We start from the raw sequence: 26370 nt of genomic DNA on the forward strand, positions 1-26370 counted from the left end.
TGCGGCTCGCCCATTATGGCCAGGGCCGGCCGCGAATCAGCCTGGTCTGCAACCGCCTGGAGGCCGTCGCCGCCGAGTTGTTGGCCGCCTATCCCCAGGCTTCCTCTATCGCCGATCTGCGCTTCGCGCCCATGGCCGAGCTGTCCAGCTTGCTACGGCCAGCGGAGGCCCCCGACCTGAATTCACCGGTAAGCTTTCACCCCCTACAGCCGCATGGCTTGGGTTCGCTATCTCAAGCCACTGATCCTCCTGCTCCCTCCCCCCCGGCGGGGGAGGGCCGGGGAGAGGGGGCTGAAGGATTACACTCACCGCCCATGGCTAATCCGCCGATCACCCTCGCCCTGGTCTGTATCGAGGATGATCCGCCTCCGCATGGGGAACCTGCCGCGCCCCGGGTTACCAGAAACCACCCTGATCCTGATCTTGGTGTAAGCGTTCAGACCCCTCGGCTGCATGAGTTGGGTTCGCTAACTCAACCCACTGATCCTCCTGCTCCCTCCCCCCTTGCGGGGGAGGGTTGGGGAGAGGGGTCCGCGGGGTTAAATTTTGGCGCCCCACGCGACCGCCCCCCCGCGGACCCCGCTGACCATCCCGGCCTGGCTCTGGCGCGCCGTCTGGTCGAAGAACTGGCGGCCAGCCAGGGGGTGTCCCCCCCAGTACTGCTGGAGGTGGGCGCCGCCGAACCCGGGGGCGATATCGAGGACTGGGATGGCCAGATCATTCCGATCTCCTATTGTCACGAGGCCTGCCGCGCCGCCCTGCTCCTGGACGGCGCCGGGGACGAGCTGGCGCGGACCATCCATGAGCACTACCGCGACACCATCGCCGCCCAGGGGCGGGATCTGACCCAGGAGCCTGCCGGCCAGCCCTGGGAGCGGCTGGCGATCTCCTATCGCCAGGCCAACCGCCATCAGGCCGACCATGTCTGGGCCAAGCTCGCCGTCACCGACTGCCGGGCGGTGGCCGAGGACCTGGTGGAGGTCTTTGCCTTGACCCGCCTGGAGGTCGAACGGCTGGCGATCGTCGAGCATGCGCGCTGGGCGGCGGACCGCTACCTGGATGGCTGGTCTTACGGCCCGGTGCGTGACAATGCCCGCAAGCTTCACCCCCAGCTCATCCCCTACGCGGACCTGTCGGAGGCCATGAAGGACCTGGACCGCTTCGCCGTGCGTGGGCTGCCGACCCTGGCCGCCCGCCTGGGGCTCGGCATCCAGCGCCTGCTCATCCTCGGGGTCCATCCGCCCGGGCCTGCCTGTCCGAGCGGCAAGCCCCTGCGGCGCCTGGCGACGGGGCTGCGGGAGCGGCTGCGGGAGCGTTATCCGGACCGCGCCCTGGTCATTGCCGCTACCCTGGCGGATCATCGTGAGCGTGACCTGGTCCGGGAACTGATGGGGGGTGCCGGGGGCGCCAGTCTCTTCCTGCTGCTGCCAGACCCCCTCCGTCACCTCCTGGCCCGGCTGGGCCCGACCGCGACCCGCCGGGATTTTTTGACCCTCCTGGCGCGGGCGGAACGGCGGATCAGCCTGCGGGGGGAGGGGGAATTGGCGGCCTGGTTCGCCCAACGGGCGGAGATCCAACTCGTTTTGGGTGAGACCTTGCCCATCTTGGGTGAGGATACGACTGTTCCCGGCAACGCCGCTGATACGGAATCGAGGGAAGTTAGAGTGATGACGGGCCTTCCGGGCGGGCCTGACAAACGGATCCTGCTCGATCCTAACGGCGCCGGCCTGACATGGACCTTCGATTACTGATCTGCCGCGATCGAACGAGGTACCCGGCAACCGCCGCCAGCAGGCTCCCATGGACCTGAGACGCCTGAACTTCCGTGGCCCCCGGGGCTGGATCGAGGCGCTGGGGCTGGCGGCCCTGGCCCTCTCCAGTTGCCTGGCTTTTTACGGGCGGGTCCTGACCGGGCGGGCGCGCTTCGACCTGCCGGCCTTCGCCGCTGCCCTGCGGCAGTCCGGCCTGTCGATCCTGCCGGCCATCACCCTGGTTATGGTCGCCATCGGCCTCATCCTGGGGCACCAGATCGAAGGCATCCTCACCCAGTTTGACCTGCCGGTGGTGGTCATCCTGACGGTGGCCTTCGTCCTCATCATCGAGGTGCTGCCGGTCCTGGTCGGCATCCTGGTGGCGGGCCGGGCGGGGGTCGCTCTGGCGGTGCGGCAGGCGACCTTGTTGGCCACTGGCGAGATGGACGGGCTGCTGGTGTGCGGGGTGCAGCCCCTGCCTTTCACCCTGGCCCCGGTCCTGCTGGCCATGTTGCTGATGAGCTTCGCCTTCATGGTCTGGGGGACACTGGTGACCTTCGGCGTGGCGGGGGCCTGGCTCTGGGCCAGCACCGGGGTGGCGCCGGCCCTGTTCCTCGAAATGCTGACCAGCGCCCTCACCCCCGAGGCCCTGGTCGAGGCTCTGATCAAACCGCTGCTGTTCGCGGTGCTGATCGCCCTGATCGCGACCCTGAACGGCATCGGCGCGGGTCGCCGGGCGGGGGGGATCGCCGGCGCCGCGACCGGCACCATGATCGGGGCGGTGACGGCCATCCTGGTCACGGATCTCCTCTATATCATTCTGGTGCGGGGTTGAGATGGCTGCCACCGGGAGGATCGACATGCCACTGGCGCTGAAGCTGGACCGGATCTTCCAGCATGTGGCCGGGCGCCAGGCCCTCCAGGACCTGAGTCTGGAGCTGGCGGACGGCGCCTGGCTCCTGGTCTGTGGCCCCAATGGCGCGGGCAAGACCCTGCTTTCCCGGCTGGTGCTTGGCCTCGACCGCCCCTCGGCCGGCCGCGTCCAGGTCCTGGGGCTGGACCTGGCGCAACTCGACGGCCGCGGCCTGGAGCGGTTGCGCGCCGAGGTCGGCGCCGTGATCCAGCGCGGCTCGCTGCTCACCGATCACAGCGTCCTGGGGAACATCCTCCTGCCCCTGCGCCAGGCGCCCCTGACGCGCGGGGAGATGGCGCGGGCGGCGCGGTTGGTGATGACCCTGCTGGGCCTGGACGGGCTGGAAAATCATCCGCCCCAGTCTCTCTCCCTGGGTCAGCAGCGCCGGGTCGAACTGGCGCGGGCCCTGATCCGCCGCCCCCGGCTCCTGGTCTGGGATGGTCTCTCCGATGGCCTGGACCCGGCGGTGGTCCGGGAGATCCTCGCCGCCCTGCGCAGCCTGCGCGGTGGCCAGGCCATGGCCCTGATCGCCACGGACAACACCCCGGAGGCCTTCGGGGACACTGCGGACCGGGTCGGGGTGCTGAGCGGCGGGCGTCTGCTGTTTCTGGGGACGCGGGAAGCGCTGGCCGCCGCCAGCCCCGAGGACCTCGAACTCGGCACCGCCCTGGGAGGCCGGTTTTGACCTCGGCATCCCCGAGGAACTGCAATTTCCGACCGCCAGGGGGAGGGTCGGGCATGGAATGTGTGACGCCTGATATGACGACGAAGATGCCGCTTCGATGAGCAACCACGACCCCATCCCTCCCGCCGCGCGGCGCCTGGACCGCCTCTATGCCCCGCCCGAGATCGGGGCCCCCGGCAAGCGCCGGGCCCTGGCCGAGCGCCGCCAGTTGCTCCTGGCGGGCGGCTTCGTTCTGGCCATGGCCCTGGTGGTCGTGGCGGCCTTCGCCCTCATCCTGCCGGGGCTCCTGGGTCAGACCTACCGGCTGGAGGCCTATTTCCCGGACGCGGAGGGCCTGGACCCGGGGATGCAACTGATCCAGGAGGGTTATGTGATCGGTCTGGTCGAACGGGTCAAGCCGGTCTTTCCCGGCGACCCGGCTCATGGCCGCCATTGCCCGCCGCCCGCCGCCGGGGCCCCGCCCCGCTCACCGACCTTGCCCTGCTTCCGCGCCACCCTGCGCATCCGCGACCAGTGGCCTATTCCCCGGGACAGCCAGGTGCGCCTGACGACCCTGGGGTTGCTGAAGGGCAACGCCCTGAGCATCGCCGTGGGCCCGTCGGCGGAACTGCTGGCCCCCGGCGCGGTGATCGCCGCCCTCGCCCCCGAGCCTGACCTGACCCAGCAGCTCGCCGTCCTTACCGAGACGGTGCGGCTGGTGGTTGAGGAGAGCATCGCCCCGACCCTGGCCAGTATCCGTGATCAGGTCAAGACCATCGAGCTCCTGGTCGGCGGCGGCAGCGAGGACCCGGGCCAGGGGCTGGCCGGGAACCGCGAGCAACTCGCCGGGTCCTTTGAGAACCTGCGCCTGCTCTCGGACAACCTGGTCAGGGTGGTGGACCCCCAGGCCATCGGCGCCATCCTCGCCTCGGTCGAAACCATGTCCGCCGACCTGGCGCGGATCACCGCCGAGATGGCCGGCACTACCCCGGATGTCCAGCGGGCCGTCAACAATTATGACGACCTGGCCACCGATATCCGCGGCCTGGTGAACGAGAACCGCCCCGCCCTGCGGCGCTCCCTGGATGACACCCAGTTCCTGTTGCAGTCCCTGGCGGCGGCCCTGACTCCGATCCTGACCAACATCGAGGACGCCAGCCGCAACCTGTCCGCCTTCTCCCAGGAACTGCGCTCCCATCCCACCCACCTCCTGCGCCCGCGGGAGACCGAGGAGCAAGCCCCATGGTTCAAATGAAGTGCTTCATTCTGATCTGCCTCCTGAGCCTCGGCCTTGGCGGCTGCGGTTCGCCGGTGACCGTCAAGCAGGATCAATACCTCTCTCTGGTTCCCCCGACCGCTCCCGAACTCAGGGGCCCGTCGCCCGCCGGCGGTTCATCCGCAACCGATCTGCAGGTCAACGAACTGGCGGCCCGCGGCTTTCTCGGCGGGCGACAGATCCTCTTCCGCACCACGGCGGACCCCTGGCAAACCCAGCGCTACGACCAGTTGCTGTGGGACGAACCGGTGCCACGGGCCCTGTCCCGCCACCTGGCGGCGAGTATTCGCGCCGCCGGCCTCTTTCGTTTCGTCCTCATCCCTGCCGACCGGGGGCGCGCCGATTACCTCCTTGGCGGCGAGGTGGAGCGTTTCGAGCACCTGCCCACGGCGACGCCACCCCGGGTGGCGGGCGCGCTGAGCCTGACCCTCCTCCAGGCCAGTGACCGCCGCCCCCTCCTGGTCCGTCGCTACGCCGCCGAGGAAATCGTCGCGGGGGAGACCCCCGCCGCCATGGCCGCCGCCGCCACCCGCCTGGCGGACCGCCTGGCCGCCGCGGTGGTGAAGGACCTGCGGGCCTGGCGCGAGGGGGCAACCCTTCAGACCCCTCTCCCCAACCCTCCCCCGCAAGGGGGGAGGGAGCAAGAGAATCAGTGGTTTGAGCTATCGAACCCAACCCATGCAGCCGGGGGGGCTGAAGGGTTACGCGCGGGGAGGAGGACGCCACCCGATCCTGAAAGCATGGCCACTAGCGATATCGCCAGGCCACTCTCAGGGGGCGGGCAAGGGCCGTACCGGCTGCAAATTCTCGTCCATGAAGCGCCGGGCGGCTTGGATCAGGGTCAGGCGCGCCCGATCCGCCCCCCAGGTTTCCGTCAGCGCCGGGTCCGTCCCCGACCCCTCGTTCCACACCTGCCAGAGCAGGGCGACATCGTTGCGGTAGGCCGCGCCGATGCTCAGACCATCCGGACTGAAGGTGGCATGGGCGGCGCTACCCAGCCCGGCGGACAGGGTCAGATAGGCCGCCAGCGGTTGGTCCCGAGGCGCGGTGGGGCTTGGCCAGAGGCGCACCGTGCCATCGCGGGAGGCGGTGAGGAGCCAGCGCCCGTCGGGGGAGAACTCGAGGCTGAGAATCCGCGCCTTGTGGCCGATCAGCCGGGCGAGCGGGGTGCCGTTCCGGTCCCAGACCTGGGCGTCCCCCTCGCCGCTGGCGGTGACCAGCGTCTGGCCATCCGGGGCGAAACGCACACTGGTGACCGGGCCGGTATCGGGTTTCAGATAGCGGGGTTCGCCACAGGCGCCTCCGGCGATCTCGACCAGGGCGATGCGCCCATCCTCGCTGGCCGTGGCCAGGAGGCGGGCATCGGGGCCGAAGGCCAGATCCTGGACGGTATTCTTGTGCCAGGGCCCGGCGCAGACCTCGGTCCACTGGCCGGTGGCGGCAACCCGCAGCACCTGGACCCGGCCATTCTCGGCGCCGCTGGCCACCCAGACCGCCCCTTCTTCGTCCCGGGCCAGGGCCGCCCGGACGCCGCCGGCGCCCGGCGCGACGGGCAGGTCCTCGCCCAGGGGGGCGCAGGTGCGCAGGTCCCACAGCCGCAGCGGATGCCAGGAGTCGTTCGACGCCGTCAGTAGCCAGTCGCCGTGGGGGGCGAAGAGCGCCTGATAAATCGCCGGGCAGTCCGGGCTACCGTTCTGGGTACAGGGCTGAAGGTCGGGCGTCAGGGCCAGGGTGCAGACCTCCTCCCCCTTGGCCAGATCCCAAATCCGGGCCGTGCCGTCGAAGCCGGCACTGGCCAGCAGCCCGGCGGAGGGGGAGAAACCGACGCGGCGTACCCGATCCTGGTGGCCCTGGCCCTGGCCCTGGCCCTCGCCGCCCAGGCGCCAGCGCAAGGCCGGCACCAGGCCCGCCGCGCTGCGCTCCAGGCGCCAGACCTCGATGCGGCCATCATGGGCGCCCGTCGCCAGCAGGGTCGCGGGCGGTGTACCGGGTGGACTCCCCGGCGGGGGGATACCCTCTTCAGCCCCCGGCTCCCGGGCCAGGGCCAGGTGGGCGACCTGGTCGGCCTGGGGGAATTGGAGGACGAAGGTCGCCGCCGGTCGCACCGACCAGAGTCGGGCCGAGCCGTCCTCGCTGGAATAACTGAGGATGCGGCGCTGATCCCGGCTGAAGCGTGCCTCGGTGACATCCCCCTCATGACTGATGACGGCCAGGCTCTGGCCGGTCCAGAGCCCCCAGAGCCGGATGGTGTCATCCTGGGAGGCGGTGAGGACGAGGGGTTCCTCCTCGCCGGCGTCCTGTCCCGATGCGATCTGGACCTGGTCCACCGCCAGGTCGTGATGGCCGAAGATCTGGGCCTCGCCCGTCGCCAGGTCCCAGCGTACCACCTGGCCATCGTCATCCACCGCCACCAGGGTGCGCCCCTCGGGGCCAAAGGCGATCCGGCGCACCGAGGCCCGGTGGATGCGGATCTTGTGGCCATCCCGCGTGATGACTCCCAGCTCCGCCAACTCGCGCCCGGTCAGGTCGTAAACCCGGATGCGGTCGTCGGCGAAGGCGACGGCGACCCGGTTACCGCTGGGGTCAAAGACGGCGTGGTAGGCCGCGCGGCCCCGGGACTCGCTGGCCGGAAGGACGACGAGCTCCTCCCCGGTCAGGGTATCGACCACCTTGGCGGTGCCATCGAAGGAGGCTGTCACCAACCGCTGCCCATCGGCCGAAAAGGCCAGGCCGCGGACGCCCCGGTCGTGGATCTGGCGATCCCAAAGGACTACCCCGGGGGTCACCAGGCTCAGGACGCAGAGGGCGGGAGAGCGGCGCTCCCCATGGATGAGCGCCAGGGTGCGCCCGCCGGGATCCAGGGCGATGGGCGCGCGGGGGCGCCCGCCGCAGGTCCAGGTGGGTGGATCGGTCGCGGCGGCGGGGAGGCGCCAGACGCCCTCCTCGCCGATCCCCAGTGCCAGTACCTCCTCGCCCGTGCCGACCAGCCGTAGGCTGTGAATCGGCAGTTCCGGTCCGGCCAAGCCCCCGGCAAAATGGTAGCGCTGGTCCTGGAGGGTCCAGAGTTCGGCGCCCCCCCCGGGGGCCGGCATCGCCAGATGCTCCCCATCGTCGCTGAAGGCCGCCGCCAGGGCGGTGGCGCCGGTCGCGGGCGGGGCGCCGACCAGGCTGAGCAGGCGGTTGCGGATGAAGGCCCGGCTCAGGCTGTCCGTGGCCTCCGCGGGAAGATAGGGGCCGGCCGCCAGGGCCAGGCGGACGGCCTCGGCGGTATTGCCGCGGTCGATGGCGCTCTCGGCGTTGCGCAACTCGCTGCGGTAGAAGCCGAGCCGGGACTGGTTGGAGGCATCCCAGGCCCACCAGGCGGTGGAGGTGGCGATCACCAGGAGGCTGAGCAGGGTCCAGCCCAGGGTGCGCGCCTGGCGGTTGCGGCGCCGCTGCACGGCCAGATGGAGGCGGCTCTGCTCCAGGTAGTCGCGTTCCAGGGGTTCCAGTTCCGCGGCGTGGGTGGTGGCGAAGAGCTGGGCGGCGGCGTAGCCGGTCTCCCCCAGGAGATATTCCCGGTTGCGGTCGGTACGCCGCCAGAGTCGTGCCTGGCGGGAGAGCTGGTAGCGCAGGATGAGATCGCGGCGCTGGGCCGGATCCGCCAGCCAGTCCCGCACCGGCTGCCAGCGCTCGAGCAATACCGGGTGGACGAAGGCGGCGATGGGCCGAAAGCGTTTCCAGCGCTGGTTGGCCGCCGGGGGTGCCGGGGCCTCCGCGGCGGGGGCCGCGCCGGTTGTCAGAGGCCCCTCCTTGCCGATGAGATCCGTGCCCAGGCGCAACAGGCGTCCCACCCCACCGTGACGGATAAGCCGCTCCTCCCGGGTCTGCCGCCAGAGCCGGCGCAGGTCGTCCCAGATACTCGGGGCGGCGGGCGGGGCCGCCACCGCCTCCGCTGCCTCCTCCTCTTCCTCCGCGTCGGCCACCACCAGGCGCGCCGCGATCAGGCGCTCCACCAGGGGCGCCACCGCGGGCAGGTGGGTCAGGGTCTGGAGGTCCCCGGCGCGGATGCCGGGCCGGGGCGCCCCGCTGCCTTCCAGGGTGATGAGGGCCCGGCACAGGGTTGGCAGGGCGGTGCGCTGGGGTGGTTCCAGCGTCGCCCAGAGCTGGTCGGCGCGGGCGACGAGGCTGCCGGTCACCCCGCCCAGGCCGCGCAGGTCGGCCAGGGTCAGCAGGGATTGACGCGTCGCGGTCTCTTCCAGGCGCGTCGCCGCCCGCCGGTAAAGGTCTTCCAGGACCTCCTGCAAGACCGGGGGCCAATGGGTCAGCAGACTGGCCTCCGTCTCCAGGACATCCACCAGTCCGCGGCCGGTGCCGCTGGTCGATTCCTCGTAATCGAGGGCGGCGATGCGGGCCGGGATCTCGATCACCTGGCGGATGCGGGCCGTGGCGGGCGGTTGCAGGGGAAACCAGCTCACTTCATCCAGTTCCGCCGCCAGCTCGGGCAGGTCGGCCAGCAGGGGGAGATGGTCGCTGCGCAGGGTGGCGATGACCCAGATTCCATCCCGCGCCGCCAGGCAGGGCAGGGCGGCGAGGAAGGCCCGGGAGGTCGTGGCGCCAAACAAGGGGTCCAGGGAATCGACGACGATGATCAGTTGCGCCCGGCCGCCATTGGCCCCCGCCTGTTCGGCGAACTTGGCGCCGACCCGGGCCAGGGCCGCGGCCAGTTCGGCGGCGGCCACCTCCGGGGTGGCGAGCAGGAGATCGGCCAGGGACTGGGTGTCGAGCCCGAACTCCTCCAGCGCCGCGCCGAGGACCGCCGGCGCGCTCACCGCCGTGGCCAGGGCGTGGAGGGGTTCCTCCTCGCCCCCGAGGTCGACCAGACACCAACGGCACAGGGCGATCCCCGGGAAGAGGAAGGGCCGCGCCAGGCGGGGCAGCAGGCCGGCGCGGATCAGGGAACTTTTGCCGACTCCACTGGGGCCGGTGACCAGCAGGAGACCCCGGCCCCGATCGACGTTGGCTTCCAGGCGGTTGATCAGCTCCCGGGTCTCGGTCTCGCGGCCGACGAAGATCGGATGGTCGGGAAACTCGAAGGGCCGGTCCACCCGAAAGGGGCTGCCCCGCCAATCCTGGAGGTGCGAGGTCAGGCGCCGCTCGGCGCTGATGCGGCGGTTGAGGAGCTTGCGCAGTTGGGTCTCGACCAGCTCGCGAAAGGAATGATCATTGCCGAACTGGCGGAAGGCACGCCGGAAGCTGCCATCGGGGTTGAAGAAATGGGTACGAAAAAAGGCTTCGAGACGGCTGCGATCCGCCAGGGCCTCGCGCGCCACTTCGGGATTGTTGACGTCCACCAGGCAGGGGGCGGTCTTGCGATAGACCAGCACCTCCGGGCTGCCGGCGCGCGCCGAGCCCTCCACCGCGTCGACGAACTCCCACTCGGTCCCGGTCAGGCCGCCATAGGGGTCATTGGCCAGGGGCGTCCCCAGCCGGGCCCAGAGCATGACCAGCACGATCTCGCAGTCCGAGGGTCGCACCAGGCCCGCCTGGAAGCTCTGGGCGGCGGTCAGGGCCTCCTGTTCCCAAAGGACCGCCTGGACCTTGAAATAGGGCAGATATTCCTGGGCCAGGGCCTCGATGATGTTGCGCGTTAGGGCCCGCTCATGATCCAGGTCGGAGGGGGAAGAGACGAAGATGCGAACCTGGGGGTCTGCCATGGGCATCACCTGCAGCATGGGAAAAAGGGCGAGAAGGAGGCTTCGGTCATCAAGGGATAGGATAGGCCAGAGTTCAGTATACTATTACCGACCAGAACGCCCTTCTGTCCCGGCGGGTTCACCGGACCCGCGGCCTGGCAATGGTAGCCACCCCCGCGATGACATCCCCGCAAGCATCCTCTTCTCTCCGGCCCTATTGGCTCATCGCCCTCAAGGGCCACCGGCACCTGCGTCAGCCGGAAGCGGTCGGTGAGGCGCTCGCCGCCCTGCTTGGCGCCCTGAGCGAGGAGGTCGATGGCATCCTGGTCGGTGTTTCTTCCATCGCCCCCGGGGCCGACACCCTCTTTGCTCAGGCGATCCAGGGGATGTCGCTCCCCTGGCGCGTCCTGCTGCCAGCGTCTCTGGCCGAGCTGCGCCAGGACTTCTCCACGGAGGAGTGGCAGTGCCACGAGCAACTGCTGGCGCGGGCGACCGAGATCCAGGTTCGCGGCAGGGCCGCGGGCAGGGACGAGGCCGATCTGGAGTGCGGCCTGGACACCGTGGATCAGGCGGACCTGCTCATCGCCGTCTGGGACGAGAGGCCTGCGGGGGGAACGGGGGAGATCGTCGCTTATGCCCGCGGCGTCGGGAAACCGCTGATCATCCTCAACCCCGAGACGCTCGAGGTCCGGCGCGAGGGCTGGGAGGGTCATCCCTTCCTGGATCATGAGCTCCGCTTCCTCAACCGTCTTGGCGAGGGTGCCGCGATGGAACCCCCGGACTCCTCGCCGGTACCTCCGGCGTTATGGCGCTTTTTCACCAAGGTCGACCAGATGGCGACCCGCACGGCGCCGAATTTCCGACGCTGGGTCGCGTCCTCCCTGGTACTGAATACCGGCGCGACCCTGCTGGTGGCCTTCATCATTGCCTTCGCCCTGCGCCTGCCGGCCCTGGACGCCCTGGCCTTCCTCATGACTGCCGGGGCCATGGGGGCCGGTCTCTATCTGAAATACCGCAAGGTGCATCAACGCTGGATCCATTGCCGCGTGGCCGCGGAGATCTGCCGGGCCGCGATCGTCACCTGGGAATTGCCCCGGCTGGTGCTGCCGGACCTGCAGGGTCTGGGGGAGACCTTTGCCCGTCTCACGACCTCGGTCAGGATGATGCACCTCTGTGCCCGCCCCGCCGTCCCCCCGCCCCTGGAGGAGATCCGGGAGCGATATGTGCGCGACCGCATCGATGACCAGATCCAGTACCACCAGGCTCGTGCCGTCCGGCTCGCCCGCCTGCGCCAGCGCCTGATCAGTCTCTTCTGGTTCTTTTCCGCCCTGGCCGTCCTGCGCGGGCTCTTCACCGGTCTGTTCGGCACGGACAGTCTAAGCCTGGAGGCCAGCCGGACCCTCACCCACTTCTTGCCCCTGGCGCTCCCCGGTCTGGCCGGTTGCGCCCTGGCGCTGATCTCGATCTTCGACCTCAATGTCCAGGTGGCGCATTCCCGCGCCCTGACGAACTTCCTGATCGCGGCGCGGGCGGAGACGCAGGCCTGTCATCATCTCTATGCCTTGCAGCGGGCCATCGCCCGCACCGAACATTACCTGGCCCGGGAAATCGCCGACTGGTTCGCCCTGGGCCAGGAACCCCGCCATGGTTGAGTGACGCAATGGGTGAACTATGAAACGACTCCTGGCCCTGGATGGTGGCGGCATCCGCGGCATCTTCACCCTGGAGGTTCTGGCGCGGATGGAGGTACTGCTGCGCGCCCGGACCGGCCGGCCCGATCTGGTCCTGGCGGATTATTTCGACTATATCGCCGGCACCAGTACCGGCGGCATCATCGCCACCTGCCTGTCCTGGGGCATGCCGGTAGCCATGATCGAGGACCTCTATGTCCGGCGGGGGATGGAGATCTTCCGGCCCGCGCCCTGGTACAAACGCTGGCAAGCAAATATGCCGCGGAGGCCTTACCGGTAGCTCGGAGGTCTTCGCGGAGGGCGGGGGCGGTGCCGGCCTGGTTGCACCGCCTGCGCACCCTGCTATGCCTGGTGATGCGCAACTATTCCACCGGCTCCCCCTGGCCGATCTCCAACAACCCCGCCGCTCGCTTCAACGATCCCGCCTCGCCCGAGTGCAACCTGCGCATCCCTCTGTGGCAACTGGTCCGCGCCAGCACGGCCGCTCCGACCTTTTTCCCCCCGGAGACCATCGTTCTCGGCGGCCGGCGGCACGTCTTCGTGGATGGCGGCATCACGCCTTACAATAACCCCAGCCTGCTCCTCTATCTCATGGCGACCCTGCCCTGTTTTCACCTGGAATGGGAGCGGGGTCTGGATAAGCTGCTGCTGGTCTCGATCGGACCGGACGGGTCCGCGTCACCTCTGGCACGGCCACGGCGGGGGAGATGAGCCTGCTCTTTCATGCCCGCCGGGTGCCGGTGGCCCCTCATCGACTCGTCCAGCCGCGCAGGACTGCCGGGTCCGGCGCGGGGGGCGGGTCGTTGCGAGGCGACCTCAAAGGCGCTGATCGCGCCGCCAGGTCGTAACCCTATCTTCGCTACAATCTACTTCTCTCTGAACAGATCACCCCCCAGGTCGCCAAAACCACTTCAGATTTGACAATCTCAGGCTGATTCCCCTCCTGCGCATTGGCGCCGCCTATGCCGCGGAGCAGGGCGGGAGGCCTGCGGCTCCCCGGCCAGGACAACCTGCGGTCAGGACGTCCACCGCGGCCCTCAGATCAATTCTCCGATCGGGAGGATAGTCAGGATGAGGAACTTGAGCGCCTCGCCCACACCGATGTCCGGCTCGGCCTCGGCGCGCACCGGCCGCCCCTCCCGCTGGGTCACCCACTCGATCCGCCCCTCCGCGGTCAGCTCCAGACGCCAACTGTTGTGGGGGGCCATGTCCCGTTCGATGAGGGCGGCCACCGCCTGGGCCAGGGACGGGCTCTCGATGATGAGGCCGATTTCCGTATTCAGGTGCGTGGAGCGGGGGTCCATGTTGAAGGAGCCGATGTAAACCACCTGGCGATCGATGACCAGGGTCTTGGCATGCAGGGTCAGGGGCACCTTCTCCGGCATCCGGGCGTAACGGTCGATCAGGAGCGGCTGGTCCTCGGCGTCGCCGCGATATTCGAACAACTCGACCCTCATCCCCAGCAAGCGGCGGCGCTGAAAGGCATAGCGCGAATGCACCCAGATGGCATCGTTGGCCGCCATGGTTGGTGGGCCACGGGCGTCCGCAGGTCCTCCAGCAGGCTAAAGGTCCCTGGGAGCATGATGAGGTAGGGTGTCGCGGCGAGCAGTTCCCGTTGGGCGCCCAGGGCCAGTTCGGTCAACTGGCGCCCGCTCTCGCCGAAGGCGTCGTAACGGTCCAGCTCTGGGTTCTTGCCAGGCCGGTCGGAGATGAGCCGCGCCTGGCCCCAGTGGAGATCCGCGGCCCGCAGCGACTTAAAGCGAGCCGTGGTGGTCGCGAGTCCGGCGTCGAAACGCGGGGGGAAGTTCTCGGGGCGAGCGGCATACTGGTGCAACTCGCGGTAATAAGCCGCCCGTTCCTCGGGGGTGATGGCGATATCGACCACCGCCTCCAGGGGCACCACCCAGGGATGGTTCCAGTAGTCGTCAAAACTGCTGGAGACCTTTGGCACCACGGGTCCCAGGGCCAGGACGTCGAGATCCCGGAAATTGAACTCCTGATTGAGGTCGTAGTACTCATCGGCTACGTTGCGGCCCCCGAGGATGGCCAGGCTGCCGTCAATAATGAAGGTCTTGTTGTGCATGCGCCGGTTAAGACGCGGAAAATCGCCCGCCGAGCCGATGATCCGCGCCAGCTTGCCCAGGGTACCCAGACCCAGGGCCCCCACGGGGTTGTAAAGGCGGATCTCGACCTGGGGGTGATCGTTCAGGAAGGCGAGAAAACGGGGATCGGCGTCGAGGGAAATCTCATCGACGATGACCCGGACCCTGACGTCCCGCTCCGCCGCCCGAAGGAGGCGCTCGGCAGCGATCCTGCCGACATTGTCCTGATACCAGATGAAGTACTGGGTATCGATCGTGCGGGTGGCCTGGTCGGCCAGCATGCCCCGCCACAGCAGGGCCTCCTCGCCCTTGTCCAGGAGCAGGAAACCCGACTGGCCCGCTGGCTGGGTTCTGACCAGGCGCCGGATCTGCTTCCCCAGGGGGGTGGTCTCGGGATCGGGGATGGCCTGGGAATCGACCCGGTCGGCCTGATTGACTGACTTGAGGCTCGTGCATCCGGCCAGGACCAACGTCAGTGCCAGGATCGATATGAACCGGAATAATCGTGAGGCCATCTGCCGCTCCCCGGATTCACAAAAGTGTTATCGATCTGGAATCAGCGCCACCTGGAGATCATCCGCTCCCTAGCTGGGCAGATGCAGGATTACTATACCAAATGTTCCATAAAGCCACCATGAGCCCCAGTACTCGAACGCGGCACATGGATAATAACTTCGGCGATGAGCCCGATAGCCACCGCAGTGGTGCGCTTGGCCTAGGTGTGGGTGTAAGGTGATTCCGGCTGGCCCAGGCGTTGGGCATTCTGACCGCGGATGGCGTGCGTGCGGCGTGAGCGTCGGGGCGCTCGCCAGATCGCTATCGGGGTCAAGGGGGCGGTGCTCCAGGCCGAGTTTAAACAGCGGAGCGCCGCCGGGCTTTGCGTTGACGGGCGGAAAACGCGGCTGGATTGGGATAGACTCTGGCATGGGGCGGCATTCGCTAGCCCTCCGCCCAGGACCCTGCCCGACGAATGAATCCTAAGCCTCACGCCAGCGGCCAGATATCCCCGGCGCCGATCGCTTGCCCTCAGGGTCCGCCGACCGCAGCCGTGGGCGGGGCTCTGGCGGAAATCGGGCTGAGCGGAACCCGCCCGGTCCTGATCCTGGTCGGTGGGGCCGCCAGTCTTGGTGGCGGGGTGGCGGCACAACTGCTACCCCTGTTCACGGGCTTGGTACCCCTTTTGGACCGGCCGGGAGCGGCGATGATTGATGGTGTACCCCCTTCGAAGTCATGGCGCTCATGGGGGCGGCGCGCCAACGTGCCGCGGGATCCTTTCCGTTGATCGGAATCGCCCCGCGCGGCCGCGTAGATGCACCGGCGGGGGTCTCACCTGGCGGACATGGAAGTTCTTCCGCCATACCGAACGATGAAAGTGGCGGGTACTTTCACGCTGATCGGGCAGAGGTTGAAGTCCAAGTGGCTGGCCCCGACGGGCTCTCACGGGGTCTGCTCCTCGACAGGATCAGGGTGGGATCGAGTCTCGGGCGACCCTCGATCCCCACCACAGCCACTTCCTCCTGGTCCCAGGTGAACGCTGGGGCGACGAATCCCCTTGGCTCACGGCCGCGGCGGAGCGCCTGGCGGGCGGGCGGGGCACCCTGATACTGGTCGCCGGGGGTGGGGAGGTCACCCGCTGGGACGTCCTGCCCCGGCTGCGCCAGGGGGGCCGGATCCTGGCGCTCGCCGGCAGCGGCGGTATGGCCGACGCCCTAATCGCCTGGTGCCGGGGAGAGCAGCCGCCACTGGTAGTCGAACTAATGGGGATTGATCAGGCCCGTATTGGGGTCCTGGACCTGATGGCGGCAAGAGACCGACTGCCCGAGCTGTTGGTGCAGGCCTTTGCTAGCTGGAAACGCGAGAAGTAAGGACAGGCCATGAACCCGGTGAACCAGGCCAGCATGTCCGACAGGCTGCGAGGGTGGCGGGACGGATGTGGACTTAGCCGCATCCGTTCTTGACGAAAGGGAGCCAAGCTGAATAAACTGCTTGGGTTATGCCGTCGCCACTTCCCGATTTGATCGACCCCTGGCGAGCCGTTGATGCGGGCGCTGAATTTGACGGCGCCTGGCCTCTGTCGGGTATGGCGCGGCTCGGGGAGTCTTTAAGGGAGACGGCGGGCGAGGTCAGGTATCGGTTAGCCTTCGGGCGCGATCTGGAAGGTCGCGGGACCCTGACGGGCGAGATCGAGGCCCGACTGATACTGACCTGTCAGCGTTGCCTGGGCGCCCTGGAATTAGCCGTTGCCGCACCCCTGGAGCTGGCGCTGATTGCCGGGCTCGACGAGGCCCGGCTGCTGCCGGAAGAGCTCGACCCCTTGCTGGTATCCGTGGCGTCGGTCCGGTTGCTGGACCTGATCGAGGATGAATTGTTGCTGGCCCTGCCGCAGATCGCCATGCATCCGCCTGGGGATTGCGTACCGCCGGGCCCGGAGGCAGTTGAGGAGGGCGACTATCCGGCGGATGCCGGTGAAGTTCATCCTTTTGCCATTCTCGGCGCCCTGGGCGGGGGCGGAAAGAGCTGAACCCCTGGTGGCATCGTCTCGATGTCCCGGATGTTAATAAATTTACTGGCGGCTGCTGTCCATCCTTTCCACAATGGGCGGCATCCCTTCTGTCACGGAGAAAAAAATGGCTGTTCCCCAAAATCGCAAGACCTCTTCCCGCCGCGACATGCGCCGTTCCCATGACGCTCTGACGGGCCCCACCCTGTCGGTGGAGCCCCAGAGCGGCGAGGTGCATCGTCGCCATCATGTCTCGGCGGATGGCTTTTACCGTGGCCGCAAGGTCATAGAGACCAAGGACTGAAGTCGTAGCCTTCCCGACCCCCGTGCTGGCGGCCTAAGCCCTGATGGATCGTTTGACTATCGCCCTGGATGTCATGGGCGGAGATCATGGGCCCAAGGTCGTGGTCCCCGCGGCGCTCAACTACCTGCGCGCCACCCAAAAGGTGGCCCTCATTCTGGTGGGCAAGGAAGAGGAAATCGCCAGGCTCATTCCGGCGGGTGCGCTCGGTGACCGGCTGAGCATTCGCCATGCCTCCCAAGAGGTGGCGATGAACGAGTTGCCCTCCAAGGCCCTTCGCCAGAAGAAGGACTCTTCCATGCGGGTCGCCATCGACCTGGTCAAGTCCGGCGAGGCCCATGCCTGCGTCAGCGCGGGCAATACCGGCGCCCTCATGGCCACGGCGCGCTTCGTCCTCAAGACTCTGCCTAATATCGATCGTCCGGCCATCATGACCTCGGTGCCGTCCATGACCGGCAGCACCCATCTGCTGGACCTGGGGGCGAACGTCGATTGCACGGCGCAGCACCTCTTCCAGTTCGCCGTCATGGGCAGCGAGACCGTTACGGCGGTCGAAGGTCTGGACGCGCCCAAGGTCGGGCTGCTCAACATTGGCGCCGAGGAGATCAAGGGCAACGAGCAGGTCAAGGGGGCCCATGAGCTCCTGGCCCGCAGTTCACTGAACTACATTGGCTATGTGGAGGGGGATGATATTTACCTCGGCGTGGTGGATGTGGTGGTCAGCGACGGCTTCGTGGGTAACGTGGCGCTGAAGTCCAGCGAGGGCCTGGCCAAAATGGTGCGTCACTTCCTGACCGAGAATTTCAATCGCAATTGGTTGACACGCCTCTCCGCCCTGGCGGCCATGCCGGTCCTCAAGCGCTTTCGCCGCAAGTTTGACCCGCGTCGCTACAATGGCGCCAGCCTGCTGGGGCTGCGGGGCATCGTCATCAAGAGCCACGGCAGCGCCGATGTCCTTGCCTTCGAGAACGCGATCCATATCGCGGAGAAGGAAATTCACTGCAATATTCCCGAGCGCATCGCCCACCGCGTTGGCGGTCAGCTTGATGCCGAACGCCAACAAAGGCCGATCGCGTGAAGCTTTATTCCCGAATCCTGGGCACGGGCAGCTATCTGCCCAAGAAAATCCTCACCAACAAGGATATCGAGGACATCGTCGATACTACGGATGAATGGATTTTCGACCGAACCGGTATTCGCCAGCGCCATGTGGTGGTCGAGGGGGAGACCTGCTCGGACCTGGCTGTCGCCGCCGCCCGCGCCGCCATGGAGTCCGCCGGGGTCGCTCCCAGCGAGATCGACCTCATCGTCCTGGCGACAACAACGCCCGACCAGATATTTCCCAGCACGGCCTGCATCATTCAGCCCCGGCTGGGCATCAAGGGCGTGCCTGCCTTTGATGTCCAGGCGGTCTGCGCCGGCTTTGTCTATGCCCTCAGCGTCGCCGACCAGTACATCCGCACGGGCAGCGCCAAGCGCGCCCTGGTGATTGGCGCGGATACCATGTCGCGTCTCCTCGACTGGCAGGACCGTTCCACCTGTGTTCTCTTCGCCGATGGGGCCGGGGCCGTGGTCCTGGGCGCCGCCGAGGAGCCGGGTATCATCTCCACCCATATCAGCGCCGACGGGGCCTACAAGGATCTGCTGCAAGTCCCCAAGGGCATCGGCCGGGGGGGGTGCGAGGACCCCTATCTCGAGATGCGCGGCAATGAGGTCTTTCGCTGGGCGGTTAGCACCCTGGGCCGCATTGTCGACGAAGCTCTGGAAGCCAATGGCATGACCAAGTCGGACATCGACTGGCTGGTGCCCCATCAAGCCAACATCCGCATCATCCAGGCCACCGCCCGCCGACTCGACCTGCCCATGGACCAGGTGGTGGTGACCGTGGCCGACCACGGCAATACCTCCGCCGCCTCTATCCCCCTGGCGCTCGACACGGCGGTGCGCGATGGCCGTATCCAGCGTGGCCAAACCATCCTGATGGAAGGCTTTGGCGGTGGCTTCACCTGGGGCACGGTCCTGGCGCGCTTCTGAACCTCTTGTTCAAGCTACGAACCTTTCCATGAGCAAACCGATCGCCATCATTTTTCCGGGGCAGGGGTCCCAATCCGTCGGCATGTTGGGCGAACTGGCGGCGGCCTGGCCGCTGGTGGGCGAGACCTTCGCCGAGGCCTCGGATACCCTGGGGATGGATCTCTGGCAAGTAGCCAGCCAGGGTCCCAGAGACTTGCTCGATCGTACCGATACCACCCAGCCCGCCATGCTCGCCGCAGGCGTCGCCGTCTGGCGGGTCTGGATGCAGGCGGGTGGCCTCGCGCCGGCCTGGATGGCGGGTCATAGCCTGGGTGAGTTTACCGCTCTGGTCTGCGCTGGGGCCCTGGGCTACGCCGAGGCCATCGCCCTGGTCGCCCAACGTGGCCGTTTCATGCAGGAGGCGGTGCCCGCCGGAGCGGGTGCCATGGCCGCCGTGCTGGGGCTTACCGATGACCAGGTCGTCGCAGTTTGTGCTCAAGCCGCCCAAGGCGGGATTCTGGAGCCCGTCAATTTCAATTCCCCGGGCCAGGTGGTCATCGCCGGCGAGGCGGCGGCGGTGGAACGTGGCATTGCCGCTGCCAAGGCCGCCGGCGCCAAGCGCGCCATCCTCCTGCCGGTCAGCGTCCCCTCCCACTGCGCCCTGATGCGCCCCGCCGCCGAGCGACTGGCGGTGACCCTGGCGGCCATCACCCTCCAGGCGCCCCGTATTCCCGTGCTGCACAATGTCACCGTTGATGCCGTGTCGGATCCAGCGGCGATCCGCGAGCGCCTGGTGCGCCAGCTTTACAGCCCGGTGCGTTGGGTCGAAACGGTGCGGTGCCTGGCGGACCAGGGGGTGGGGTTGTTGCTGGAGGCCGGACCTGGAAAGGTCCTGACGGGCCTGACCAAACGCATCGATGATCGGCTGGAGGCCCTGGCGGTCCTGGACCCCAAGGGCCTGGCCCTAGCTCTGGAGGCAACGAATCATGCTTGAAGGTGACATCGCCCTGGTCACGGGCGCCTCGCGCGGCATCGGCCAGGCCATCGCCCTGGGCCTGGGCCGGGCCGGGGCCGTGGTCGCGGGTACCGCCACCACCGAGGCCGGCGCCGACCGCATCAGCGAGACGCTGACTGCCCATGGCTGTCAGGGTGCCGGCCTGGTCCTCGATGTCGCCAATCCGGCCTCAGTTGACAGTCTTATGGAGCGTCTGAGGTTGGACTTGGGCGAGCCGAGCATTCTGGTCAATAACGCCGGCATCACGCGCGACAATCTCCTGATGCGCATGAAGGAATCCGATTGGAACAGTATCCTGGACACCAATCTCGGCTCGGTTTACCGCATGTCCAAGGCTTGCCTGCGCGCCATGACCAAGGCCCGCAAGGGGCGTATCATCAATGTCGCCTCGGTGGTGGCCGTCATGGGCAATGCCGGTCAGACCAATTACGCGGCGGCTAAGGCCGGCATGATGGGCTTCAGTAAGTCACTGGCGCGCGAAGTCGGTTCCCGGGGCATCACGGTCAACTGCGTGGCGCCGGGCCTGATCGACACCGACATGACCCGTGCCCTGGACGAGGCCCATCAGCAGCAAATCCTGGCCTGCATCCCTCTGGGGCGCTGGGGCTCGGTGGAAGAGGTGGCCGCGACCGTGGTCTTCCTGGCGTCACCCGGAGCGGCTTACATCACCGGCGAGACCCTGCATGTCAATGGCGGCATGTGGATGGTCTGAGGCAAATTCGGGCGTGCCCCTGGGCGCCTTTCATCCGTCAACGAATACGCCTAGAATAGGCACCGCCCTTCTTGGGGCGATATATTTAAATCCGTGAGGGTCAAAGAAAATGAGCAGCGTTGAAGAGCGAGTCCGCAAGATCGTAGTGGAGCAGTTGGGTGTCAAGGAGGAAGAGGTGACCCTTGAATCCTCTTTCGTCGATGACCTCGGCGCCGACTCCCTGGATACCGTTGAGTTGGTGATGGCCCTGGAAGAGGAATTCGAAACCGAGATCCCGGATGAGGACGCCGAAAAGATCACCACGGTCAAGCAGGCCATTGATTACATCAACGCGCATCAGGCCTAATCAGGACCCTCGCGTCCTCGCGGGCGGGTGGTGGCGTCTCATGGGCGCGGCCGCCAGCCAGACTCCAGATCAGGCTCCCGATTAGGTTCGAGGGTATTTATCTATGTCGATCAGAAGGGTTGTGGTCACCGGCGTCGGCCTTGTCGCCCCGGTGGGGCTGGATACCAAGTCCGGGTGGGAGAGCATCCTGGCCGGGCGTAGCGGCATTCAGCCGATCACCCATTTCGAAATAGCGCCCTTTTCGACCCGGTTCGGTGGGCCTATATACGGTTTCGACCCCGAGCTCTACGTCGCCAAGAAGGACGTCAAGAAGATGGATAAGTTTATCCATTACGGCATTGGCGCCGGGACTCAGGCCATGGAGGACTCCGGCCTCGAGATCACGGAGGCCAATTGCCGCCGGATTGGCGTCGCCGTGGGCTCCGGTATTGGCGGTATCGCTGGTATCGAAAATAGCTACGCGGCCTATCTGCAGGGCGGGCCACGCAAGATTTCGCCCTTCTTCGTGCCGGCCAATATCGTCAACATGGTCGCTGGGGACCTCTCGATCAAATACGGCCTAAAGGGGCCTAATTACTCGATCGTGTCCGCTTGCAGTACCGGCACCCACAACATCGGCGAGGCGGCACTCATGATCCGTCATGGCATGGTCGATGCCATGCTGGCCGGCGGGGCCGAGATGGCTACGACCCCCGTCGGACTCGGCGGCTTTGCCGCCGCCAAGGCTCTCTCCACCCGTAACGACGCCCCCCAGCTTGCCAGTCGTCCTTTCGATCGTGACCGCGATGGTTTCGTCCTCAGCGATGGCGCCGGCGTCATCATGCTGGAAGAGTACGAGATGGCGAAGGCCCGCGGGGCTAATATCTACGCGGAACTGGTGGGTTTCGGCATGAATTCCGACGCCTATCACATGACTGCCCCCTCGGAGAATGGCGAGGGCGCCGCCGAGTGCATGCGCTTGGCCCTGGAGATGGCGGACCTGGGGCCCGAGCAGGTGGACTACATCAATGCCCACGGCACCTCGACCCCGGCGGGCGACATCGCCGAGACCAAGGGCATCAAACGCGCCTTCGGCGAGCATGCCTACCAGGTCGCCGTCAGCTCCACCAAATCCATGACCGGCCATATGCTGGGCGCCGCGGGCGGGGCCGAGGCCATCTTCACCCTCCTGGCCATGCGTGACCAGGTGGCCCCACCCACCATCAATTACGACACTCCCGACCCGGACTGCGACCTGGACTATGTGCCTAACGTCGCCCGCCCCATGAAGATCAATGTGGCGATCAGCAACTCCTTTGGCTTCGGCGGCACCAACGGTTCCCTCGTCTTCCGGCGAATCTGAGGCCAGGGGCGAGGCCCAGCCCGGCCTCGCCCAGGACGCCGCATCCGCGGGAGACGCCCTCGGACCACCGGTCGCCCTGTCCCAGGATGCCATAACCGGTCCCGAAGGAGGCGCTGGCCAGCTGCCCCCCGCCAGTCTCCCCAGGCGCCGCCGCTTCGGGAAGCTAGGGTTCCTCCTTCTGCTGGTTCTCGCCCTGGGCCTGGCCGGGCTGGGACTCCGCTTTCACTTTGATGCCTTCAAGGAGCGGCCCCTGGCCTTGCCCACCACGGCGGGGCCCGATCAACCCTTCCTGTTCGAAATCCCCCTCGGGATGTCCCTGCGCACCCTGGCCCAGGAGTTGACGGCCCTAGGGGTGCTGGACCATCCCTATTATTTCCTCGCCTTGGCCTACCTGCGTGGCGATGCGGGGCGGGTCAAGGCCGGGGAATACGAGATCAGCCCCGGCATGACCCCGGTGGCGCTGCTCGACAGGGTGGTCAAGAATCAGGTTTACCAGCGCTCCGTCACCCTCATCGAGGGCTGGACCCTGGCCCAACTCCTCGCGGCCCTGGCCCGGAATGATCGTCTGGTGGCTAAACTGGAGGGGACCACTCCCGAGGATTTGATGGCCGCCCTGGGCCGGCCGGATCAGCATCCCGAAGGACGCTTCTTTCCCGATACCTACCGCTTTACCAAGGGTACCAGCGATCTGGATATCCTGGGACGCGCCGCTCAGGCCATGGATCGGGTCCTGGCCGAGGAATGGTGGGACCGCGCCCCCGGCCTGCCTTTGGAGAGTCCCGATCAGGCCCTGGTGCTGGCCTCCATCATCGAGAAGGAGACGGGTCAGGCCGGCGAGCGCCCCGCCATCGCCGGCGTCTTCATCCGGCGACTCCAACTCGGCATGCGGCTCCAAACCGACCCCACGGTCATTTACGGGCTGGGTGCCGCCTTCGATGGTGACCTGCGCCGCGCCGATCTGACCCGGGATACGCCCTACAACACCTATACGCGGCATGGCCTGCCGCCCACCCCCATCGCGCTGCCCGGCCGGGCCGCCCTCCACGCGGCCCTGCACCCGGAGGCGGGCGATAGCCTCTACTTCGTCGCCAGGGGCGATGGTGGCCACTGGTTCTCCGCCACCCTGGAGGAGCACAATCAGGCGGTGAGACGTTATCAGTTGGGGCAGCGCGACGAGGGGGGCAAGCCATGAAGCCAAGGGGACGATTCATCACCCTGGAAGGCATCGAAGGCGCGGGCAAATCGACCCAGGTGGCCCTGATCCAGACCACCCTGGAGCAAGAGGGCCTGAGCGTCGTCCTCACCCGCGAGCCGGGCGGCGCCCCCATCGCCGAACGGCTGCGTCAGGTTCTGCTCGACCCCGACTGTCGGGGTATGTCCGCGGACGCCGAGCTGTTGCTGGTGTTTGCCGCCCGCGCCGAACACCTGGCCAAGACCATCCACCCGGCCCTGGGGCGGGGTGACTGGGTGGTCTGTGACCGCTTTACCGATGCCAGTTACGCCTATCAGGGCGGTGGCCGCGGCCTGAACCCGGCCCGCATCGCCGTGCTGGAGGCCTGGGTGCAGGGTGATCTGCGCCCGGACCTGACCCTGCTTTTCGATCTAACCGTGGACCTGGGGCTGGCGCGCGCCGCCAAGCGGTCGGTGCCGGATCGCTTCGAGGGCGAGACGGCGCGCTTCTTCGCGGGGGCCCGCGCCGCCTATCTGGCCCGGGCCCGGGCCGAGCCCGGGCGAATCCGTCTCATCGACGCCAGTGCCCCCCTTGACCAGGTGAGCCAGGCCGTTACCGCGGTCATCCGGGCCTTTGCCGCCGGTGCCAGGGATGCCAACCCATGACCACCCCCGCGCCTCTGGAAGCCTCGCCCCCCTGGCTCAAGGAGCCTTGGGCGGCCCTGCAAGGCGCTCGTCAGGCCGATCGCTTTCCCCATGCCCTGCTCCTGACGGGCCCCGCGGGGGTAGGCAAGCGCCGCCTGCTTGAGGCCCTGGCCCATTCCCTTCTGTGCCACGGCACCCTGGCCGGGGGATGGGCCTGCGGCCAGTGCCCGGATTGCCGCCTGCTGGCCGCCGGCACCCATCCGGACCTGGCGCGCGTGGGGCCCGACGAGGAGGGCAAGTCCGGCGAGATCAAGGTTGACGCCATCCGCGCCCTGGCCGGCGCCGAGGGCCTGACCGCCCATCGGGGTGGCTGGAAGCTGATCCTCATCGACCCGGCGCATCGCCTGAATACCTCCGCCGCCAACGCCCTGCTCAAGACCCTGGAGGAGCCGGCGCCCAGCACCCTCCTGTGCCTGGTCAGCGAGCAGCCCAGCCGCCTGCCAGCCACCATTCGCAGCCGTTGTCAGGTCTTGCGCCTGGCCGTCCCGCCCGAGGCGGAGGCCCTGGCCTGGCTGGCCCCCAGAACCGCGGGGTTCGATGCCGCGACCCTACTGCACCTGGCCCATGGCGCCCCCTTGCGCGCCCTGGAACTGGCCAACCCGGAGCATCTGGCCCTGCGTGATCGTCTGATCCGGGGTTTCGTTGAGGTGGCGCAGGGCAAGCGCGATCCCCTCGCCGAGGCGGCGACCTGGAACCAGGCCGAACCGGCGCTGCTCCTCGAATGGCTGGGGGGCTGGGTCAGCGACCTCTTGCGGCTCATCCCGGAACTGATCGGGTCGCGGCCGCGGCTGATCAATGCCGACTGGGCGGGTGATTTCCGGACCCTGGCGGACCAGGTGGACCCCGCCGCCGGTCATCGCTTCCTGCGCCAGGTCTGGCGGGTGGGCGCCAGTGACACCACCAATCTCAACCGCCTGCTGCTCTTTGAGACCTGGCTCCTGGAGTGGGCCCGTCTCTATAGCCCCGCCGCCGGCCACCACTCACGCTAGGGGAGAAGGCAATGGAAGCTTCCGCCATGGGCGCTCGCCCCCGCATCATCAACTTCGCGATCCGTGACAAGGCCGCCCTTTACGCTGCCTATATGCCCTTCATCCAGAACGGTGGCATCTTTATTACCAACAGCCGTCGCTACGAGCTGGGGGATGACATCTTCCTGGTGCTCCGGTTGCTGGACGACCCCGAGAGCCTGCCCATCGCCGGCAAGGTCGTCTGGGTGACCCCGCCTGGCGCCGAGGGCAACCGGGCTATTGGCATTGGCATCCAGTTTGGCGACCAGGACAGGGGGGCGGCGCGCGACAAGATCGAGACCTATCTGGCGGGGATGCTGGAGCTGGATCGCCCCACCCATACCATGTAGCTGGCCGCTTATCCCCTAACCCCCCGCAGGTGAACCCAGATGCTCGTGGACTCCCATTGCCATCTCGACCGGGTCAGTCTCAAGGCCTATGACAAGGATTTCAGCCGCTTCATGGCGGAGACCCTGGCCACCGGGGTAGGGCGGATGCTCTGCGTCGCCATCGACCTGGAGCATTACCCCAAGATGCGCGCCCTGGTGGAGCCCTATCCCCAGGTGTTGGTATCGGTGGGCGTCCATCCCAATGAGGTCAACCGCCACGAACCCGAGGTCGAGGAACTGGTGGCGCTGGCGGCGGACCCGCGCAATGTCGCCATCGGCGAGACGGGGCTCGACTATTACCGCAGCGAGGGTGACCTGGCCTGGCAGCACCAGCGCTTTCGCAACCACATCGCCGCCGCCAAGGCCTGTGGCAAGCCCTTGATTATCCACACTCGGGAGGCGCGGGCGGATACCCTGCACATCCTCCGCAAGGAGGGAGCCCGGGAGGTCGGCGGCGTCCTGCACTGTTTTACCGAGGACTGGGACATGGCCAGCCAGGCCCTGGATCTGGGCTTTTATATCAGCTTTTCCGGCATCATCACCTTTCCGGGCTCGGACGAATTGCGGCAGGTCGCGGCTCGGTTGCCCCTGGACCGGATACTGATCGAGACCGACAGCCCCTACCTGACCCCCGTGCCCCACCGGGGGCGCCCCAATGAGCCGAAATATGTCGCCCATGTCGCCCAGCGCATCGCCGAGCTACGCGGCCTGGAGACGGATCGGCTGATAGCCGCCACCCATGACAATTTTCAACGCCTCTTCAAACCCACCTCGGGCCGCCCGGATGGAAACGCTTGA

The 26370-nt window shown here is 67.6% G+C and carries 25 protein-coding genes and 1 pseudogene; 23 read left to right on the forward strand and 3 right to left on the reverse strand.

Annotation, left to right across the window (positions count from 1 at the left end; all coding sequences use genetic code 11):
• The first annotated feature begins 131 nt into the window (after positions 1-131).
• From IPN92_16080 to IPN92_16100, 5 genes and pseudogenes are all read left to right on the forward strand, one after another.
• Positions 132-1751 (forward strand): hypothetical protein, encoded by a 1620-nt coding sequence (locus tag IPN92_16080; GenBank protein ID MBK8639710.1) that lies wholly within the window; start codon positions 132-134, stop codon positions 1749-1751.
• A gap of 49 nt (positions 1752-1800) precedes the next feature.
• Positions 1801-2586 carry an ABC transporter permease gene (locus tag IPN92_16085; GenBank protein MBK8639711.1) on the forward strand — a complete coding sequence of 262 codons (786 nt, stop codon included), beginning with the start codon at positions 1801-1803 and terminating at the stop codon, positions 2584-2586.
• Between the two features lie 25 nt (positions 2587-2611).
• Positions 2612-3349, forward strand: coding sequence for an ATP-binding cassette domain-containing protein (locus IPN92_16090; protein ID MBK8639712.1), 738 nt, complete (start codon positions 2612-2614; stop codon positions 3347-3349).
• A 97-nt stretch (positions 3350-3446) separates the two neighbouring features.
• Positions 3447-4583 (forward strand): MCE family protein, encoded by a 1137-nt coding sequence (locus IPN92_16095; protein ID MBK8639713.1) that lies wholly within the window; start codon positions 3447-3449, stop codon positions 4581-4583.
• Positions 4571-5176, forward strand: a pseudogene (locus IPN92_16100) (membrane integrity-associated transporter subunit PqiC). The gene IPN92_16095 and the pseudogene IPN92_16100 overlap by 13 nt, the downstream one beginning before the upstream one ends.
• Positions 5177-5374: 198 nt before the next feature.
• On the opposite strand, the gene IPN92_16105 reads toward IPN92_16100, so the two are convergent.
• On the reverse strand, positions 5375-10300 hold the full coding sequence (locus IPN92_16105; protein ID MBK8639714.1) for an AAA family ATPase: 4926 nt from the start codon (positions 10298-10300) through the stop codon (positions 5375-5377).
• A gap of 158 nt (positions 10301-10458) precedes the next feature.
• Here IPN92_16105 and IPN92_16110 point away from each other — a divergent pair, with 158 nt between their 5' ends.
• The 3 genes from IPN92_16110 to IPN92_16120 are packed head-to-tail and all read left to right on the forward strand — an operon-like array spanning position 10459 to position 12681.
• A complete protein-coding gene (locus IPN92_16110; GenBank protein MBK8639715.1) occupies positions 10459-11931 on the forward strand; it encodes a hypothetical protein in 1473 nt (490 codons plus the stop codon).
• A gap of 19 nt (positions 11932-11950) precedes the next feature.
• Positions 11951-12250 carry a patatin-like phospholipase family protein gene (locus tag IPN92_16115; protein MBK8639716.1) on the forward strand — a complete coding sequence of 100 codons (300 nt, stop codon included), beginning with the start codon at positions 11951-11953 and terminating at the stop codon, positions 12248-12250.
• Positions 12251-12279: 29 nt separating this feature from the next.
• Complete coding sequence (locus IPN92_16120; protein ID MBK8639717.1) at positions 12280-12681, forward strand: patatin-like phospholipase family protein; 402 nt, start codon at positions 12280-12282, stop codon at positions 12679-12681.
• 326 nt (positions 12682-13007) lie between these two features.
• Here IPN92_16120 and IPN92_16125 read toward each other — a convergent pair whose 3' ends face one another.
• Positions 13008-13493 carry a hypothetical protein gene (locus IPN92_16125; protein ID MBK8639718.1) on the reverse strand — a complete coding sequence of 162 codons (486 nt, stop codon included), beginning with the start codon at positions 13491-13493 and terminating at the stop codon, positions 13008-13010.
• On the reverse strand, positions 13424-14587 hold the full coding sequence (locus tag IPN92_16130) for a hypothetical protein (GenBank protein ID MBK8639719.1): 1164 nt from the start codon (positions 14585-14587) through the stop codon (positions 13424-13426). The genes IPN92_16125 and IPN92_16130 overlap by 70 nt, the downstream gene beginning before the upstream one ends.
• 715 nt (positions 14588-15302) lie before the next feature.
• Here IPN92_16130 and IPN92_16135 point away from each other — a divergent pair.
• From IPN92_16135 to IPN92_16205, 15 genes are all read left to right on the forward strand, one after another.
• Positions 15303-15674, forward strand: a complete 372-nt coding sequence (locus IPN92_16135; GenBank protein ID MBK8639720.1) for a hypothetical protein — start codon at positions 15303-15305, stop codon at positions 15672-15674.
• A 95-nt stretch (positions 15675-15769) separates the two neighbouring features.
• Positions 15770-15937 (forward strand): hypothetical protein, encoded by a 168-nt coding sequence (locus IPN92_16140; GenBank protein MBK8639721.1) that lies wholly within the window; start codon positions 15770-15772, stop codon positions 15935-15937.
• 128 nt (positions 15938-16065) lie between these two features.
• On the forward strand, positions 16066-16593 hold the full coding sequence (locus tag IPN92_16145; GenBank protein ID MBK8639722.1) for a DUF177 domain-containing protein: 528 nt from the start codon (positions 16066-16068) through the stop codon (positions 16591-16593).
• 106 nt (positions 16594-16699) lie between these two features.
• Positions 16700-16876 carry a 50S ribosomal protein L32 gene (gene rpmF, locus IPN92_16150; protein MBK8639723.1) on the forward strand — a complete coding sequence of 59 codons (177 nt, stop codon included), beginning with the start codon at positions 16700-16702 and terminating at the stop codon, positions 16874-16876.
• Between the two features lie 43 nt (positions 16877-16919).
• Positions 16920-17951, forward strand: a complete 1032-nt coding sequence (gene plsX, locus IPN92_16155; GenBank protein ID MBK8639724.1) for a phosphate acyltransferase PlsX — start codon at positions 16920-16922, stop codon at positions 17949-17951.
• Entirely contained in the window at positions 17948-18907 is a 960-nt protein-coding gene (locus IPN92_16160; protein ID MBK8639725.1) for a ketoacyl-ACP synthase III, read from the forward strand. The genes plsX and IPN92_16160 overlap by 4 nt, the downstream gene beginning before the upstream one ends.
• A 28-nt stretch (positions 18908-18935) precedes the next feature.
• Positions 18936-19880, forward strand: coding sequence for an ACP S-malonyltransferase (fabD, locus tag IPN92_16165; protein MBK8639726.1), 945 nt, complete (start codon positions 18936-18938; stop codon positions 19878-19880).
• Positions 19870-20613, forward strand: a complete 744-nt coding sequence (gene fabG, locus IPN92_16170) for a 3-oxoacyl-ACP reductase FabG (protein MBK8639727.1) — start codon at positions 19870-19872, stop codon at positions 20611-20613. The genes fabD and fabG overlap by 11 nt, the downstream gene beginning before the upstream one ends.
• A gap of 109 nt (positions 20614-20722) precedes the next feature.
• Positions 20723-20959 carry an acyl carrier protein gene (gene acpP / locus IPN92_16175; protein MBK8639728.1) on the forward strand — a complete coding sequence of 79 codons (237 nt, stop codon included), beginning with the start codon at positions 20723-20725 and terminating at the stop codon, positions 20957-20959.
• 103 nt (positions 20960-21062) lie between these two features.
• Positions 21063-22301, forward strand: coding sequence for a beta-ketoacyl-ACP synthase II (gene fabF / locus IPN92_16180; GenBank protein MBK8639729.1), 1239 nt, complete (start codon positions 21063-21065; stop codon positions 22299-22301).
• Positions 22234-23493, forward strand: coding sequence for an endolytic transglycosylase MltG (gene mltG / locus IPN92_16185; protein MBK8639730.1), 1260 nt, complete (start codon positions 22234-22236; stop codon positions 23491-23493). Before fabF ends, mltG begins: the two co-directional genes overlap by 68 nt.
• Entirely contained in the window at positions 23490-24137 is a 648-nt protein-coding gene (locus IPN92_16190; GenBank protein MBK8639731.1) for a dTMP kinase, read from the forward strand. The genes mltG and IPN92_16190 overlap by 4 nt, the downstream gene beginning before the upstream one ends.
• On the forward strand, positions 24134-25165 hold the full coding sequence (locus tag IPN92_16195; protein ID MBK8639732.1) for a DNA polymerase III subunit delta': 1032 nt from the start codon (positions 24134-24136) through the stop codon (positions 25163-25165). The genes IPN92_16190 and IPN92_16195 overlap by 4 nt, the downstream gene beginning before the upstream one ends.
• A gap of 11 nt (positions 25166-25176) precedes the next feature.
• The gene (locus IPN92_16200) at positions 25177-25533 is read left to right on the forward strand and encodes a PilZ domain-containing protein (GenBank protein ID MBK8639733.1); all 357 of its coding nucleotides are present in this window, start codon (positions 25177-25179) and stop codon (positions 25531-25533) included.
• A 39-nt stretch (positions 25534-25572) separates the two neighbouring features.
• The gene (locus IPN92_16205) at positions 25573-26370 is read left to right on the forward strand and encodes a TatD family hydrolase (GenBank protein MBK8639734.1); all 798 of its coding nucleotides are present in this window, start codon (positions 25573-25575) and stop codon (positions 26368-26370) included.

It is taken from the genome of Chromatiaceae bacterium, from assembly GCA_016714645.1.
Lineage (GTDB): Bacteria > Pseudomonadota > Gammaproteobacteria > Chromatiales > Chromatiaceae > M0108.

Bases quoted from the DNA above. Each gene is read 5' to 3' on its own strand.
- fabF (MBK8639729.1), top strand. From the start codon at position 21,063: ATGTCGATCAGAAGGGTTGTGGTCACCGGCGTCGGCCTTGTCGCCCCG.
- IPN92_16105 (MBK8639714.1), bottom strand. From the start codon at position 10,300: ATGGCAGACCCCCAGGTTCGCATCTTCGTCTCTTCCCCCTCCGACCTG.
- IPN92_16110 (MBK8639715.1), top strand. From the start codon at position 10,459: ATGACATCCCCGCAAGCATCCTCTTCTCTCCGGCCCTATTGGCTCATC.
- rpmF (MBK8639723.1), top strand. From the start codon at position 16,700: ATGGCTGTTCCCCAAAATCGCAAGACCTCTTCCCGCCGCGACATGCGC.
- IPN92_16205 (MBK8639734.1), top strand. From the start codon at position 25,573: ATGCTCGTGGACTCCCATTGCCATCTCGACCGGGTCAGTCTCAAGGCC.
- IPN92_16085 (MBK8639711.1), top strand. From the start codon at position 1,801: ATGGACCTGAGACGCCTGAACTTCCGTGGCCCCCGGGGCTGGATCGAG.
- IPN92_16095 (MBK8639713.1), top strand. From the start codon at position 3,447: ATGAGCAACCACGACCCCATCCCTCCCGCCGCGCGGCGCCTGGACCGC.
- mltG (MBK8639730.1), top strand. From the start codon at position 22,234: ATGTGGCGATCAGCAACTCCTTTGGCTTCGGCGGCACCAACGGTTCCC.
- fabD (MBK8639726.1), top strand. From the start codon at position 18,936: ATGAGCAAACCGATCGCCATCATTTTTCCGGGGCAGGGGTCCCAATCC.
- IPN92_16190 (MBK8639731.1), top strand. From the start codon at position 23,490: ATGAAGCCAAGGGGACGATTCATCACCCTGGAAGGCATCGAAGGCGCG.
- IPN92_16195 (MBK8639732.1), top strand. From the start codon at position 24,134: ATGACCACCCCCGCGCCTCTGGAAGCCTCGCCCCCCTGGCTCAAGGAG.
- IPN92_16200 (MBK8639733.1), top strand. From the start codon at position 25,177: ATGGAAGCTTCCGCCATGGGCGCTCGCCCCCGCATCATCAACTTCGCG.
- IPN92_16135 (MBK8639720.1), top strand. From the start codon at position 15,303: ATGGCGCTCATGGGGGCGGCGCGCCAACGTGCCGCGGGATCCTTTCCG.
- IPN92_16130 (MBK8639719.1), bottom strand. From the start codon at position 14,587: ATGGCCTCACGATTATTCCGGTTCATATCGATCCTGGCACTGACGTTG.
- IPN92_16145 (MBK8639722.1), top strand. From the start codon at position 16,066: ATGCCGTCGCCACTTCCCGATTTGATCGACCCCTGGCGAGCCGTTGAT.
- IPN92_16115 (MBK8639716.1), top strand. From the start codon at position 11,951: ATGAAACGACTCCTGGCCCTGGATGGTGGCGGCATCCGCGGCATCTTC.
- acpP (MBK8639728.1), top strand. From the start codon at position 20,723: ATGAGCAGCGTTGAAGAGCGAGTCCGCAAGATCGTAGTGGAGCAGTTG.
- IPN92_16125 (MBK8639718.1), bottom strand. From the start codon at position 13,493: ATGGCGGCCAACGATGCCATCTGGGTGCATTCGCGCTATGCCTTTCAG.
- IPN92_16090 (MBK8639712.1), top strand. From the start codon at position 2,612: ATGCCACTGGCGCTGAAGCTGGACCGGATCTTCCAGCATGTGGCCGGG.
- plsX (MBK8639724.1), top strand. From the start codon at position 16,920: ATGGATCGTTTGACTATCGCCCTGGATGTCATGGGCGGAGATCATGGG.
- IPN92_16080 (MBK8639710.1), top strand. From the start codon at position 132: ATGGCCGAGCTGTCCAGCTTGCTACGGCCAGCGGAGGCCCCCGACCTG.
- IPN92_16140 (MBK8639721.1), top strand. From the start codon at position 15,770: ATGGCCGACGCCCTAATCGCCTGGTGCCGGGGAGAGCAGCCGCCACTG.